The sequence below is a fragment of the Flavonifractor sp. genome, from assembly GCF_019422385.1.
Taxonomy (GTDB): domain Bacteria; phylum Bacillota; class Clostridia; order Oscillospirales; family Oscillospiraceae; genus Flavonifractor; species Flavonifractor avistercoris.
Genome location: NZ_JAHZDL010000068.1, coordinates 1 through 14,756, shown reverse-complemented (window position 1 = coordinate 14,756; position 14,756 = coordinate 1). Strand labels below are relative to the sequence as shown.

General features: G+C 69.8%; 15 protein-coding genes, 1 pseudogene and 1 riboswitch. All 16 genes and pseudogenes read left to right on the top strand.

Going from position 1 to position 14,756, the window contains the following annotated elements; all coding sequences use genetic code 11:
• Positions 1 to 361 (top strand): histidine phosphatase family protein (locus tag QZ378_RS09495; RefSeq protein WP_291258091.1); only part of this gene is annotated, 361 nt, incomplete at its 5' end.
• Positions 358 to 1,335, top strand: coding sequence for an adenosylcobinamide-phosphate synthase CbiB (gene cbiB / locus QZ378_RS09490; protein ID WP_291258090.1), 978 nt, complete (start codon positions 358 to 360; stop codon positions 1,333 to 1,335). The genes QZ378_RS09495 and cbiB, both read left to right, overlap by 4 nt.
• A gap of 177 nt (positions 1,336 to 1,512) precedes the next feature.
• Positions 1,513 to 2,568: a histidinol-phosphate transaminase gene (locus QZ378_RS09485; protein ID WP_291258089.1), complete on the top strand. Its 1,056-nt coding sequence runs from the start codon at positions 1,513 to 1,515 to the stop codon at positions 2,566 to 2,568.
• A complete protein-coding gene (locus QZ378_RS09480) occupies positions 2,568 to 4,064 on the top strand; it encodes a cobyric acid synthase (RefSeq protein ID WP_291258088.1) in 1,497 nt (498 codons plus the stop codon). The genes QZ378_RS09485 and QZ378_RS09480 overlap by 1 nt, the downstream gene beginning before the upstream one ends.
• 3 nt (positions 4,065 to 4,067) lie before the next feature.
• Positions 4,068 to 4,715 (top strand): precorrin-8X methylmutase, encoded by a 648-nt coding sequence (locus QZ378_RS09475; RefSeq protein ID WP_291258087.1) that lies wholly within the window; start codon positions 4,068 to 4,070, stop codon positions 4,713 to 4,715.
• 79 nt (positions 4,716 to 4,794) lie between these two features.
• Positions 4,795 to 5,592, top strand: a complete 798-nt coding sequence (locus tag QZ378_RS09470) for a sirohydrochlorin cobaltochelatase (RefSeq protein ID WP_291258086.1) — start codon at positions 4,795 to 4,797, stop codon at positions 5,590 to 5,592.
• Positions 5,570 to 5,750, top strand: a riboswitch (cobalamin riboswitch). Its footprint overlaps the gene before it by 23 nt.
• A gap of 32 nt (positions 5,751 to 5,782) precedes the next feature.
• Positions 5,783 to 6,501 (top strand): annotated as a pseudogene (locus tag QZ378_RS09465) (energy-coupling factor ABC transporter permease).
• A 13-nt stretch (positions 6,502 to 6,514) separates the two neighbouring features.
• Entirely contained in the window at positions 6,515 to 6,805 is a 291-nt protein-coding gene (locus tag QZ378_RS09460) for an energy-coupling factor ABC transporter substrate-binding protein (RefSeq protein ID WP_191378943.1), read from the top strand.
• Positions 6,805 to 7,584 (top strand): cobalt ECF transporter T component CbiQ, encoded by a 780-nt coding sequence (cbiQ, locus tag QZ378_RS09455; protein ID WP_291258085.1) that lies wholly within the window; start codon positions 6,805 to 6,807, stop codon positions 7,582 to 7,584. Before QZ378_RS09460 ends, cbiQ begins: the two co-directional genes overlap by 1 nt.
• Positions 7,581 to 8,429 (top strand): ATP-binding cassette domain-containing protein, encoded by an 849-nt coding sequence (locus QZ378_RS09450; protein ID WP_087238409.1) that lies wholly within the window; start codon positions 7,581 to 7,583, stop codon positions 8,427 to 8,429. Before cbiQ ends, QZ378_RS09450 begins: the two co-directional genes overlap by 4 nt.
• Entirely contained in the window at positions 8,426 to 9,121 is a 696-nt protein-coding gene (gene cobI, locus QZ378_RS09445) for a precorrin-2 C(20)-methyltransferase (RefSeq protein ID WP_291258084.1), read from the top strand. Before QZ378_RS09450 ends, cobI begins: the two co-directional genes overlap by 4 nt.
• Positions 9,118 to 10,761, top strand: coding sequence for an NAD(P)-dependent oxidoreductase (locus QZ378_RS09440; protein WP_291258083.1), 1,644 nt, complete (start codon positions 9,118 to 9,120; stop codon positions 10,759 to 10,761). The genes cobI and QZ378_RS09440 overlap by 4 nt, the downstream gene beginning before the upstream one ends.
• Positions 10,758 to 11,648, top strand: a complete 891-nt coding sequence (gene hemC, locus QZ378_RS09435; protein ID WP_291258082.1) for a hydroxymethylbilane synthase — start codon at positions 10,758 to 10,760, stop codon at positions 11,646 to 11,648. Before QZ378_RS09440 ends, hemC begins: the two co-directional genes overlap by 4 nt.
• Positions 11,633 to 13,120 carry a uroporphyrinogen-III C-methyltransferase gene (gene cobA / locus QZ378_RS09430; protein WP_291258081.1) on the top strand — a complete coding sequence of 496 codons (1,488 nt, stop codon included), beginning with the start codon at positions 11,633 to 11,635 and terminating at the stop codon, positions 13,118 to 13,120. Before hemC ends, cobA begins: the two co-directional genes overlap by 16 nt.
• Before the next feature lie 153 nt (positions 13,121 to 13,273).
• Positions 13,274 to 14,257, top strand: coding sequence for a porphobilinogen synthase (gene hemB / locus QZ378_RS09425; RefSeq protein WP_291258080.1), 984 nt, complete (start codon positions 13,274 to 13,276; stop codon positions 14,255 to 14,257).
• The coding region (locus QZ378_RS09420; protein ID WP_291258079.1) for an aminotransferase class III-fold pyridoxal phosphate-dependent enzyme at positions 14,257 to 14,756 on the top strand (500 nt) is incomplete at its 3' end. The genes hemB and QZ378_RS09420, both read left to right, overlap by 1 nt.

The window sequence follows — 14,756 nt, the reverse complement described above, 5'->3', positions numbered from 1 at the left end:
CTTTGAGGGGAAGAACCACGAGGAGCTGAAGGACGACCCCCTCTATCAGGCGTGGATCGGCATGGGGGAGCACCCCGACTTCGCCAACATGCCGGTGGGGGAGAGCGCCCAGCAGGTCACCGACCGGGTGTCCCGGGGGCTGGAGAAGGTGGCGGCGGACGCCGCCGCCCGCGGCTGTGCGCGGGTGGGGGTGGTGTCCCACGGCGGGGCCCTCATGAGCCTGCTCACCAAATACGGCCGCCCGGAGCGGGCGTACTACGGCTGGATGTGTCCCAACTGCGGCGGCTTCCGGGCAGAGCTGAACCCGGATACCCTGGAGCTGACCATTCTGGAGGAGTACAAGGGGGAGAAGGGGTTATGAGCTGGGGCGCGTCCCATCTGCTGGCCCTGCTGCTGGGCTTCTGCCTGGACCTCCTGCTGGGGGATCCCCACTGGGCCCCCCACCCGGTGCGGGCCATCGGGGCGCTGATCGCCGGGCTGGAGAAGGTCCTGCGGCGGCTGTTCCCCAAGACGGCGGGGGGCGAGCTGGCCGCCGGCGTGGCGCTGGTGGCGCTGACCCTGTGCATCCCCACCGGCGTGACCGCCCTGCTGCTGTGGGGCTGCTCCCTGGTGAGCCCCTGGCTGGCCCTGGCGGTGGAGACGCTGATCAGCTACCAGCTGCTGGCCACCAAGTCCCTCCGGGTGGAGAGCGGAAAGGTCTACCAGGCCCTGAAGGCGGGAGATCTCCCCGCCGCCCGGCATGCCGTGTCCATGATCGTGGGCCGGGACACCGACCGGCTGGACGAGGCGGGGGTGGCCAAGGCCGCCGTGGAGACGGTGGCGGAGAACGCCTCCGACGGGGTGATCGCCCCGCTGCTCTTTCTGGCCATCGGCGGCGCGCCCCTGGGCATGGCCTACAAGGCGGTGAACACCATGGACTCCATGGTGGGCTACAAGAACGACAAATACCTCTACTTCGGCCGGGCGGCGGCCAAGCTGGACGATGTGCTCAACCTGATCCCCGCCCGCGTGGCCGGGGTGCTGATGTGCCTGGGGGCGGCGGCCAGCGGCTACGACGGCCGCAACGCCTGGCGGATTTTTAAGCGGGACCGGAAAAACCACAAGTCCCCCAACTCCGCCCACACCGAGGCGGCCTGCGCCGGGGCCCTCCAGCTCCAGCTGGCCGGGCCCAGCTACTACTTCGGAAAGCTGGTGGACAAGCCCACCATCGGCGACGACCAGCGGCCGGTGGAGCCCCTGGACATCCTGCGGGCCGGGCGAATCTTATACGCCACCGCCTTTTTCGCCCTGCTGCTCTTCTGCGGTGTGCCGCTGATGATTCTGCTGTTCCCGTGAGAGGGCGGCGCGTCAAGGATGCCGCGCCCTACAGGCGGGCGGCTGGGTGGCGCTTCGTGGGGCGCGACGACCCGGCGCGCCCGGCAGGGCGGAAACCCGGCAAATCCGTACGGCAGCGTCTATAGAGGCGGCCTGTGGCCGTCCGATTCAGAAATTTCCCGGAAAGGAGGCCCGCCCATGCTCCCATACACCCACGGCGGGGACGTGCTCACCGCCCAGGCCCGCTATGGCGGTCCGGTGCTGGACTGCTCGGCCAACCTGAACCCCCTGGGCATGCCGCCCCAGGTGGGAGAGGCGGCCGCCCGTGCGGCGGCCCAGGCGGCCCCCTACCCCGACCCCCTGTGCCGGGCGCTGCGCGCGGCCATCGCCGCCCATGACGGGGTGGCGCCGGAGCAGGTGCTCTGCGGCGGTGGGGCGGCGGAGCTGATCTTCCGGCTGGCCTACGCCCTGCGCCCCCGCCGGGCCCTGGTCACCGCCCCCACCTTCTCCGAGTACGAGGGGGCGCTGGAGCAGGTGGGCTGTGCCGTCACCCGCCACCTCCTGCGCCGGGAGCGGAACTTTGACGTGGACGAGGGGATTCTGGAGGCCATCGGGCCGGACACGGAGCTGGTGTTCCTCTGCACCCCCAACAACCCCACCGGGCGGCTCATTGACCAAGAACTGCTGCTGGCGGCGGCGGAGAAGTGCCGGGGGCTGGGGGCGGTGCTGGCGGTGGACGAGTGCTTCCTGCCCCTCTCCTGCAGCGGGCCGGGGCTGGCCCCCTGGCTGGAGGAGTACCCCAACCTGCTCCTGCTGCGGGCCTTCACCAAGAGCTATGCCATGGCGGGCCTGCGGCTGGGCTATGCCCTCTGTGCCGACACCGCCCTGCTGGAGAGAATGTCCGCCGGCGGCCCGCCCTGGAGCGTGTCCACCCCCGCCCAGGCGGCGGGACTGGCGGCGCTGACACAGTGTCCCCACTGGCCGGAGAAAGCCCGGGCCTTCCTGGAGGGGGAGCGGCCCGCCCTGGCGGAGGGCCTGGCGGCCCTGGGCCTGGACGTGGTGCCGGGACAGGCCAACTACCTGCTGTTCCGGGCGGCGGGGGTGGCCGATCTGAAAGAGAGAATGCTCACACAGGGCGTGCTGATCCGCTCCTGCGCCAACTACCACGGCCTGGGGGAGGACTGGTACCGGGTGTGTGTGGGCCAGGCGGAGCAAAACGAGCGGCTGCTGGCCGCCCTGCGGGAGGTGCTGTGATGGCAAAGGCGATTATGATACAGGGGACGGCGTCCAACGCGGGCAAGTCCCTGCTGGCGGCGGGGCTGTGCCGCATCTTCAAACAGGACGGCTATAAAGTGGCCCCCTTCAAGTCCCAGAATATGGCCCTCAACTCCGCCATCACCCCCGACGGGCTGGAGATGGGCCGGGCCCAGGTGGTGCAGGCCGAGGCCGCGGGGGTGGCCCCCGACGCCCGGATGAACCCCATCCTCCTGAAGCCCACCAGCAACGTGGGCTCCCAGGTGATCGTGGGCGGCGTGCCCCGGGGCACCATGTCGGCGGGGGAGTACTTCCACTACCGTAAGACCCTGATCCCCGAGGTCATGGCCGCCTACCAGTCCCTGTCCGCCGACTACGACATCATTGTCATCGAGGGGGCGGGCAGCCCGGCGGAGATCAACCTGCGGCAGGACGACATCGTCAACATGGGCATGGCCAAGCGGGCCCACGCCCCGGTGCTCCTGTGCGGCGACATCGACCGGGGGGGCGTGTTCGCCTCCCTCTACGGCACGGTGAAGCTGCTGGAGCCCGACGAGCAGGAGCTGATCCGCGGCCTGATTATCAACAAATTCCGGGGAGATGTGGACATTCTCCGCCCCGGTCTGGGGCAGCTGGAGGAGCTCACCGGCAAGCCGGTGCTGGGGGTTGTCCCCATGCTGGATGTGGATGTGGACGACGAGGACTCCCTGTCCTCCCGGCTGGGAAACACCGGCAAGGTGGGCCTGGTGGACATCGCGGTGGTGCGCCTGCCCCGCCTGTCCAACTTCACCGACTTCAACCCCCTGGAGCGGATGGAGGCCGTCACCCTCCGCTATGTCACCTCTCCCCGGGAGCTGGGGCACCCGGATCTGGTGGTGCTCCCCGGCACCAAGAACACCATGGACGACCTGCGCTGGCTGCGGCAGAGCGGCATAGAGGCCGCCATCCTCAAGCACGCCTCCGCCGGCGGCGCGGTGGTGGGCATCTGCGGCGGCTATCAGATGCTGGGACAGACCGTCTCCGACCCCGACGGGGTGGAGGGGGGCGGCACGCTGGCCGGCCTGGGCCTGCTCCCCGCCCACACGGTGTTCCAGGGGGAAAAGACCCGCACCCGGGTGACCGGCGCCTTCCGGGCCCCGGAGGGCATCTTCAGCGCCATGGCGGGCGTCCCCTTCGAGGGCTACGAGATCCACATGGGCCGCACCGAGAGCGCCGCCGCTCCCCTGGTGGACTTCACCACCCAGACCGGGGAGCGCCACACCGACGGCCTGAGTTCCGGCAATGTGTGGGGCTGCTACGTCCACGGCATCTTTGACAAGGCCGGGGTGGCGGAGGCCCTGGTCAACGCCCTGCTGAGGGCCAAGGGGCTGGAGCCCGGCGCGGCGGCGGTGGACTGGCAGGACTACGCCCAGGGGCAGTACGACAAGCTGGCCGGCGGCCTGCGGGAGAGCCTGGACATGGCGCGGATTTACCGCATACTCAACGGGGAGGAATAATCCATGAAGGAAATTCAGTTACAGCGGGTGGCCCCGGCGGACATCGAGGCCCGGAGCATGGAGCTCATCGCCCAGGAGCTGGGCGAGCGTGTGTTCCCGGCAGACCAGCTGCCGGTGGTCAAGCGGGTGATCCACACCACGGCGGACTTTGAGTATGCCGACAATCTGGTGTTCTCCCCCGGCGCGGTGGAAAAGGGGATCGCCGCCATGAAGGCCGGCTGCACCATCGTCACCGACACCCAGATGGCCTTCTCCGGCGTGAATAAGCGGGTGCTGGAGAAGTTCGGCGGAAGGGCCATGTGCTTCATGTCCGACCCGGACGTGGCCGCCGAGGCCAGGGAGCGGGGAGAGACCCGGGCCACCGTGTCCATGGAGCGGGCCGCCGCCCTGGACGGCCCCCTGGTGCTGGCCATCGGCAACGCCCCCACCGCCCTGGTGCGGGCCTGCCAGCTCATGGACGAGGGGAAGATGAAGCCCGCCCTGGTCATCGGCGTGCCGGTGGGGTTTGTCAACGTGGTGGAGAGCAAGGAGCTGCTGCTCACCATGGACGTGCCCCACATTGTGGCCCGGGGCCGCAAGGGCGGCTCCAATGTGGCCGCCGCCATCTGCAACGCCCTGCTCTATCAGGCCAGCAACAACGCGCGGGAGTAGGGGCGGCCACAGGCCGCCCCTGCAAAGGCATCGATCTGCGCCCGATTCTGCACATTTCGTCCCCACAGGAGGAACAACCATGGACAGACAAGCCATCCTGGCGGTGTCCTTCGGCACCAGCCATTTTGACACCCTGGAAAAGACCATCGCCGCCATCGAGGCGGAGCTGGCCGCCGCCTTCCCGGAGCGAACCCTCCGCCGGGCCTTCACCAGCGGGATGATCCTGCGCAAGCTGGAGAAGGAGGGCACCCACATCGACGACGTGCCCCAGGCCCTGGAGCGCCTGGCGGTCGAGGGGTACCACGATGTGGTGGTGCAGCCCACCCACATCCTCAACGGCGACGAGTACGACAAGCTGATGGCCCAGGCCGCCCCCTTTGCCGGGCGGTTTGCCCGGCTGTCCTTCGGAAAGCCCCTGCTGACGGCAGAGGCGGACTACCGGGCGCTGGCCGACGCCCTGCTCTCCGACCTGCCCGCCCCGTCGGAGGACGCCGCCGTGCTCTACATGGGCCACGGCACGGGGCACTACGCCAACGCCGCCTACACCCAGCTGGAGTACCTGCTCCACGACCTGGGCCGGCGGGACATCGTCATCGGCACGGTGGAGGGCTACCCCGGCTTTGACGAGGCCCTGCGGCGGCTGAAGGAGCGGCACGCAGTGCGCCGGGTGGAGCTGCGGCCCCTGATGGTGGTGGCCGGCGACCACGCCAAGAACGATCTGGCCGGGGACGAGCCCGACTCCTGGAAGTCCATGCTGGAGGCGGAGGGCTATCAGGTGTCCTGCGTCCTGCGGGGTTTGGGGGAGAACCCCGGCGTGCGGGCCCTGTTCGCCGCCCACGCCGAAGCGGCGGAAAAACTCCAGGCGGAGGCCTGTTGACATAGTGCTCCGGAAAAGGGAAGTCGGGTGCAAGTCCCGCGCAGTCCCGCTGCCGTGAGAGAGGAGCCGCCGGGCAAATGCCACTGGGGAGACCTGGGAAGGTGCGCGGCGGCAGAGAGGCTCGAGCCGGAAGACCTTGCCGGAGCATACCACACCATCAGCCTACGAGGTATAGGAAAGGATGAAGATCATGACAACACAACGCAACCACCGCCTGCTGCGCACCGCGGCCCTGATGATCGGGCTGCTGGGCCTGCTGCCCATGAGCGCCTCCGCCATGCACATTGCCGAGGGCTATCTGCCCGCTGGTTGGTGCGTGGTTTGGGGGGCCGTGTGCGTGCCCTTTGTGGCGGCGGGCTTCCTGTCCATCAAAAAGAAGGTGGAGATGGCGCCCCGGGCCAAGATCCTCCTGGCCATGTGCGGGCCTTCGCCTTTGTGCTCTCCGCCCTGAAGCTGCCCTCTTTTACCGGTTCCTGCTCCCACCCCACCGGCGTGGGCCTGGGAGCCATCCTGTTCGGGCCCATGACCATGGCGGTGCTGGGGCTGATCGTCCTGCTGTTCCAGGCCCTGCTGCTGGCCCACGGCGGCCTGACCACCCTGGGGGCCAACACCTTCTCCATGGCCATCGCCGGGCCCATCGTGTCCTGGCTGGTGTACAAGCTGCTGCGGAAGGCCAAGGCCCCGGCGCCCGTGGCGGTGTTCGCCGCCGCCGCCCTGGGGGATCTGTTCACCTATGTGGTGACCTCCTTCCAGCTGGGGGTGATCGACGGGGGCATGGCACGGTACCTGATGGTGTTCGCCGTCACCCAGATCCCACTGGCCATCGCCGAGGGACTGCTCACCGTGGTGGTGTTCAACGTGCTGGAGAAGTACAGCAAGACCGAGCTGGAAACGCTGTGCGTGCTGTAAGGAGGGAGAAGCGATGAAGGTCTGGCAGAAAAATCTGATTCTGATCGCCCTGGTGGTGATCATTGCCGCCCTGCCCCTGTGGCTGCTGCCCAACGCCGAGTTCGGCGGCGCCGACGGACAGGCCGAGGAGGTGGTTCAGGAGCTGAATCCCGGCTACCAGCCCTGGTTTGAGCCCATCCTGGAGCCCGCCAGCGGCGAGGTGGAGTCCCTGCTCTTCGCCCTCCAGGCCGCCGTGGGCGCGGGGATCGTGGGCTTTGTCCTGGGCCGCATCACCAAAAAGCCCGGCGGGAAGGACGAGAGCTGATGGGTACCGACCGCTGGGCCTATCAGTCCCGCCTGCGGCGGGTGGATCCGCTGCCCAAGCTGATCCTCTCCCTGACGGCGCTGGTGGTATGCCTGTGCTGCGGCAGCGGGGTGGTGGGCCTGGCCACGGCGGCGGCCATGGGCGTGCTGATCACCGTTTTGGGGGGCCTGCCCCCCAGGGTATACCTCCATTTTCTCAAGATCCCCATGGCTTTCCTGGCGGTGGGCTGCGCCACCATGCTGGTGCGCAGCTACCCCGCGGGAACGCCGGTTCTGGCCGCCCTTCCGGTGGGAGGGCGGCTGTGGGGCTTTGACGGGGCCGCCCTGGCCGCCGCCGCGGCCCTGTTTTTCCGCGCCCTGGGGGCGGTGGGAGCCATGTACTTCCTGGCCCTCAACACCCCGGTCACCGACCTGACCATGTGCCTGGGGCGGCTCCACGTGCCCCGCCTGCTGGTGGAGCTGATGGAGCTCATCTACCGCTTTATCTTCGTGCTCTCCGAGACGGCGGGGAGCATCCGCACCGCCCAGGCCTCCCGCCTGGGCTACCAGGGGCTGCGCCGCTCCCTGTCCTCCCTGGGAACCATGGCCTCCCTGGTGTTCCTGCGGGCCTGGCGGCGGGCCGACCGGATCTACGCCGCCCTGGAGTCCCGGGGCTATGCCGGCAGCCTCACCACCCTGCCGGGGGACTATGCGCCGGGCCGGGGGCTCTACCCCCTGGCTCTGGCGGTGGCGGCTGGGCAGCTGGCAGTCCTGTTTGCGGAGAGGGGGGTGCTGGGATGAATCCAGCCATCGAGACGAGAGAGCTGTGCTACACCTACGAGGACGGCACCGCCGCCCTGGACCATGTGAGTCTGAAGGCGGAGCGGGGGCGGATCACCGGCATTCTGGGGGCCAACGGGGCGGGGAAGTCCACCCTGTTCCTCAACCTGAACGGGGTGCTCACCCCCCAGAGCGGGGAGGTGCTTCTGGACGGCGCGCCGGTGCGCCGGGATCGAAAGGGCCTGGCGGAGCTGCGCCGCCGGGTGGGCATCGTGTTCCAGGATCCCGACGACCAGCTCTTCTCCGCCGACGTGTACCGGGACATCTCCTTCGGGGCGGTGAACCTGGGCCTGCCCGAGGCGGAGGTCCGCCGCCGGGTGGAGGCGGCCATGGAGCGCACCGGGGTGGCCCACCTGCGGGACAAGCCCACCCACGCCCTCTCCTTCGGCCAGAAGAAGCGGGCGGCCATCGCCGGGGTGCTGGTGATGGAGCCGGAGGTGCTCATCCTGGACGAGCCCACCGCCGGGCTGGATCCCCAGGGGGTCAGCGGCCTGCTGGCGCTGCTGGAGCAGCTGCGGGACGGGCTGAACATGGCTATCCTGCTGGCCACCCACGACATGGATCTGGTGCCTCTGTGCTGCGACGACGCCTACCTGCTGGGAGGCGGGCGGGTGCTGGCCGCCGGCACGCCGGAGGAGCTGTTCCGACAGCCCGGGCTGCTGCGGGAAAACCACCTGCGCCTGCCCCGCATCGCCCATCTCATGGACATACTGCACGACAAGGACGGCCTGGACGCCGGCCCCGCCGCCACCATCGGGGCGGCCCGGCGGGAGATCCTGCGCCTGCTCAAGGAGGAAGAACGATGAACCGAGGAAAGCTGTACGGCGTGGGGGTGGGCCCCGGGGATCCGGAGCTGCTCACCCGCAAGGCCGAGCGGATCATCCGGGCGTCGGCGGTGCTGGCCGTCCCCGACAAGGGGGCGGGGGAGAAGACCGCCCTGAACATCATCGGCCCCCTGGCCCACGGGAAGGAGCGGCTGGACTGCTCCACCCCCATGGTGCGGGACCAGGCGGTGCTGGACGCGGCCTACGACGCCGCGGCGGACGCCATCTGCGAAAAGCTGGAGCAGGGCAAGGACGTGGCCTTTATCACCCTGGGGGATCCCACGGTGTACTCCACCTACATCTACATCCACCGCCGGGTGGTGAACCGGGGGTACGGGGCGGAGATCATCCCCGGTGTGCCCTCCTTCTGTGCCGTGGCCGCCCGGCTGGGGGAGCCGCTGTGCGAGAAGGCCCAGCGGCTGATGATCGTCCCCGCCTCCCACGGGGAGGTGGAGGACTGCCTGAGCGTGGACGCCAACCTGGTGTTCATGAAGGCGGGGCGTGAGCTGGGTGCCCTGAGGGACACTCTGGCCGCCCACGGCCTGCTGGAGCGCGCCTCCATGGTGGCCAACTGCGGCATGGAGGGGGAGGCGGTGTATCCTCGCTTCGCCGACGTGCCCGACGGGGCCGGGTACTTCTCCGTGGTGCTGGTGAAAAAGGGGGAACCGACGTGAACATCCGCATGGCCGGCCTGGACTGGCACGTGCCCATCCAGCTCCGGGAGCAGCTGTCCTTCCCACGCGGGCGGGTGATAGAGCTGGACCGGCTGATCCGGGACAACCCGGGGGTGGAGGGCTGCACCCTGCTGTCCACCTGCAACCGGACGGAGCTCTACCTCTCCTGCGCCGGGGAGGCCCAGCCCGACCCCGCCGGGCTGCTGTGCGCCGCCGCCGGGGTGGACTGCGCCGCGTTCGCGGCGTGCTTCACCACCTGCGCCGGGGAGGCGGCCGCCCGGCGGCTCATGGAGGTGGCAGGGGGGCTGCGCTCCCAGATCTGGGGGGAGGATCAGATCCTCACCCAGGTGAAGGGGGCCATCTCCGCCGCCCGGGAGGCGGGGACGGCGGACGGGGTGCTGGAGACCCTGTTCCGCTCCGCCGCCGCCGCGGGCAAGGCCCTTAAGACAAAGGTGCGCCTCACCGGCGTGCCCCGCTCCGCCGCCCAGAGCGCCGTGGAGCGGCTGGGCCGGGAGGTCGGCGGCCTGCATGGAAAACGTGCCCTGGTGATCGGCAACGGGGAGATGGGGAGGCTGGCCGCCTCCCTGCTGGTGGAGGCGGGGTGCGCCGTCACCATCACCCTGCGCAGCTACCACCACGGGGAGACGGTGGTGCCCGCCGGGTGCGCCGTGGCCCCCTATGAGAAGCGATATGAGGCCATGGAGGGGATGGATCTCTTGATCTCCGCCACCGCCAGCCCCCACTACACCCTCTCCGCCGGGGAGCTCTCGGCGGTGTCCCACCCGCCCCGGCTGCTGGCCGACCTGGCCATTCCCCGGGACATCGACCCCGCGGTGGGGGAGCTGCCCGGTATCATCCTCTACAACGTGGACGATCTGGGGGTGGAGGTGGAGCGAACCATCCCCCCCAAGGCGGAGGAGATTCTGGAGAAGCACCTGGGCCAGCTGGAGCAGTGGGAGAACTACCGGGCCTGCCTGCCCGGGCTGGAGCGGGTGAAGCAGGCGGTGACCCGCCGGGTGCTGTCCACCGATCTGGACGGGCCGGAGGCCAGAGAGCTGGTGGAGCTGGCGGTGAGCCGGGCGGTGGATCTCCTGTCCGGCGGGCTGAAGGAGGGCTTCACCCCGGAGGAGCTGGAGAAGTGCGCCGACAAGATCGACCTGCACACCCCCGCCAAGCCCCGGTGGAGCCGCCCGGCGGAGAGGCCCTTCCGCTTCCCCCTGTTTGTCGATCTGGCGGGACGGCGGGCGGTGATCATCGGCGGCGGGGCGGTGGCCTGCCGCCGGGCGGAGGTGCTCAAGGGCTTCGGGGCGGAGGTCACCCTGATCGCCCCCCGTTGTAAACGGCAGGTGGAGGGCATAGACTGGCAGCAGCGGCCCTACGCCCCCGGCGACGTGGCCGGGGCGGCTGTCGCCGTGGCCGCCACCGACGACCGGGCCGTCAACCGGGCGGTGGGGGAGGAGGCCCGGGCCCTGGGCGTCCCCGTCAGCGTGGCGGACTGCCAGGAGGAGTGCACCTTCTTCTTCCCCGCGGTGTGCACCGGGGAAAATCTGGTGGCCGGGGTCACCGGCCGGGGCACCGACCACGCCCTGACCGCCCGGGCCGCCAAGGCCATTCGGGCCACCCTGGAGGGATTGGAATGAATACAATTCGGATTGGAAGCCGGGAGAGTAAACTGGCTGTTATCCAGTCGGAGCTGGTGATGGACGCCATCCGCACCGCCCATCCGGACATCCGGCTGGAGCTGGTGACCATGAAGACCACCGGCGACAAAATTTTGGACCGCACCCTGGACCAGATCGGCGGCAAGGGCCTCTTTGTGAAGGAGCTGGACGCCGCCCTGCTGGACGGCCGGGTGGACTTCACCGTCCACAGCTGCAAGGATCTGCCCATGGACATCGACGAGCGCATCCCCCTGGCGGGCTTCACCCGCCGGGAGGATCCCCGGGATGTGCTGGTGCTGCCCCAGGGGGTGGCGGAGCTGGACCGGTCCAGGCCCATCGGCTGCGCCTCCGCCCGGCGGACGGTGCAGCTGCGTGCCCTGTTCCCCGGCATGGAGATCGCCCCGGTGCGGGGCAACGTGCTCACCCGCCTGCGCAAGCTGGACGAGGGGCAGTACTCCGCCCTGGTGCTGGCCGCCGCGGGCCTGAAGCGCCTGGGGCTGGAGGAGCGCATCGCCCGGTACTTTACGGTGGACGAGCTGCTCCCCGCCGCCGGGCAGGGGATTCTGGCGGTGCAGGCCCGGGCGGGGGAGGATCTGTCCTGCCTGGACGGCGTGCTGGACGCCGACGGCACCGCCTGCGCCCTGGTCGAGCGGGCCTTTGTCCGCGCCCTGGACGGGGGCTGTTCCTCCCCCATCGCGGCCCACGCCGTGGTGGAGGGGGAGACCATCACCATCGACGGCCTGTATGTGGACGAACAGGGCAGGGTGAGCCGGGACAGGCGCTCCGGCCCCCGGGAGCAGGGGGAGGAGCTGGCCCGCCGCCTGGCGGAGACACTGAAAGGGGGATGCCTGTGCCCGGGAAAGTGATATTGGTGGGGGCGGGGCCGGGGGATCCCGGCCTGCTGACCCGCAAGGGGCTGGACGCCATCCGGAGCGCCGAAGTGGTGGTGTACGACCGGCTGGTGAGCCCCGCCATCCTGGCCTTCATGCCGGAGAACGCGGAGCAGATCAACGTGGGCAAGGAGGCCGCCCACCATCTGGTGCCCCAGGAGGGGATCAACCAGATCCTGCTGGACAAGGCTCTGGAGGGAAAGACGGTGGTGCGCCTCAAGGGGGGCGACCCCTTCCTGTTCGGCCGGGGGGGCGAGGAGCTGGAGCTGCTGGCCCAGCACCGCATCCCCTTTGAGGAGGTGCCCGGCATCACCTCCGCCATCGCCGCCCCCGCCTACGGGGGCATCCCGGTGACCCACCGGGACTGCTGCTCCTCCCTCCACATTGTCACCGGCCACCAGCGGGCGGGAAAGGAGCTGGACATCGACTTTGAGGCCCTGGTGCGCACCGGCGGCACCCTGGTGTTCCTCATGGGTGTGTCCGCCCTGCCCGCCATCTGCCGGGGGCTGCTGGACGCGGGCATGGCCCCGGACACCCCCGCCGCCACGGTGGAGCGGGGCACCACCCCCGCCCAGCGCCGCACCAGCGCCGCCCTGGCCGACCTGCCCCGGCGGGCGGCGGAGGCGGGGGTAAAGAGCCCCGCCGTCATCGTGGTGGGGCAGGTGTGCGCCCTGGCGGAGCAGTTCGACTGGTTCGACCGCCTGCCCCTGAAGGGCAAGACGGTGGTGGTCACCCGGCCGAAGGAGCGGGCGGGCACCCTGTCCGGCCGCCTGCGCTCACTGGGGGCGGACGTGTGGGAGTACCCCTGCATCGCCACCGTGCCCCTGGACCCCTGCCCTGAGCTGGAGACGGCCATGGGCCGCCTGAGTGCCTATGAGTGGCTGGCCCTCACCAGCCCCGCCGGGGTGGACGCCCTGTGGCGCTGGCTGGAGAGAAGCAGGCTGGATGCCCGGACCCTGGGCGGCGTACGCCTGGCCGCCATCGGCCCCGGCACCGCCAAGGCCCTGGCCGCCCACGGCCTGCGGGCGGACTACGTGCCGGAGGTGTACGACGCCGCCCACCTGGGGGAGGGCATCCCCGCCGCTGGGCGGGTGCTGATCCTCCGGGCTCAGGAGGGCTCCCCCACCTTGACAGAGGCGCTGGAGCGGCGTAACATAGGCTTTGACGACGTGGCCACCTACCGCACCGTCTACGACAACCCCCGCTCCGACGAGCTGCGGGCCGCCGTGGAATCCGGCGCGGCGGGGATCGTCACCTTCACCAGCGCCTCCACCGTCAGGGGCTTCGTGTCCACCGTGGGGGCGGACGCGGACTTCTCCCGCATGGTGGGGGCCTGCATCGGTGAGCAGACCGCGGCGGAGGCCAAAAGATACGGCATCCCCGTCCAGGTGGCCCGCCAGGCCACCATGGACGCCCTGGTGGAGCTGATTGCAGACCTGCGGGATTGAGAACGGCGGGGGCAAGCCCCCGCCCTACAGGTCCCCGGCTATATAGGATGAAAAGAAACGTGGGGCAACGAGGGGAATCTCCCCCATTTGAACACCACAAGCGTAGGGCGGGGGCTTGCCCCCGCCGCGTTTCATGAGAAAGGAAGCGTCAGCATGGAACTGATCCAGCGTCCCCGCCGCCTGCGGGGAAACGAGGCGGTGCGCCGCCTGTGCCGGGAGACCCGGATGTCCCCCGACAGCCTGATCTACCCCATCTTTGTGGACGAGACCCGCAGCGGCAGGCGGCCCATCGAGGCCCTGCCCGGCCAGTACCACTACGGCATCGACGCGGTGTGCGGGGCGGTGGCGGAGTGCCTGGCCGCCGGGGTGACCCACTGCATCCTGTTCGGCCTGCCCAAGGAGAAGGACGCCTGCGGCTCCTCTGCCTGGGCCGAGCACGGCGTGGTGCAGGAGGCCATCCGGGCCATCAAGGCCAGATACCCCGACTTCTACGTGATCACCGACGTGTGCATGTGCGAGTACACCGACCACGGCCACTGCGGCATTCTGGACGGCCATGAGGTGGACAACGACAAGACCCTGGAGGTGCTGTCTAAAACCGCCCTGTCCCACGCTCAGGCGGGGGCGGACATGGTGGCCCCCTCCGACATGATGGACGGCCGGGTGGCCGCCATCCGGGCCGCCCTGGACGGGCACGGCTTCCAGAATGTGCCCATCCTGGCCTACTCCGCCAAGTACGCCTCTGCGTTCTACGGCCCCTTCCGCTCGGCGGCGGGCTCCGCGCCCTCCTTCGGCGACCGGAAGGGCTATCAGATGGACCCCCACAACCGGAAGGAGGCCATCAAGGAGTGCGAGCTGGACATCGCCGAGGGGGCGGATCTGATCATGGTCAAGCCCGCCCTCAGCTACCTGGATGTGATCCGGGAGTGCGCCGACACCTTCGACCTGCCTCTGTGCGCCTACTCCGTGTCCGGCGAGTACGCCATGATCAAGGCGGCGGCCGCCGCCGGGCTCATCGACGAGTACCGGATCATGTGCGAGTCCGCCCTGTCCGTGTTCCGGGCGGGGGCCAACATGCTCATCACCTACTACGCCAAGGAATTGGCCCAGGCCATCCGAAAGGGGGACATCGGCTGATGGACATCTCGGAGCAGCTCTTTGAGCGGGCCAAAAAAGTCCTCCCCGGCGGGGTCAACTCCCCGGTGCGGGCCTACCGGGCGGTGGGCATGGCCCCCCGCTTCATCACCCGGGCCGACGGGGCCTATATCTACGACGAGGACGGGAAACGATACATCGACTACGTGTGTTCCTGGGGTCCCATGATCCTGGGCCACAACCACCCGGTGATCCGGGAGGCGGTGGAGAAGGCCGTGAAGGACGGCCTGTCCTTCGGCGCCCCCACCCGGCGGGAGGTGGACATCGCCGAGCTGATGGTGGAGCTGGTGCCCAACATCGAGATGGTGCGCATGGTCAACTCGGGTACCGAGGCGGTCATGTCCGCCCTGCGGCTGGCCCGTGGGGCCACCGGGCGGGACAAGCTGATCAAGTTCGAGGGCTGCTACCACGGCCACTCCGACTGCATGCTGGTCAACGCCGGCTCCTCCGCCCTGGCGGGGGGCCACCCCAGCAGCGCCGG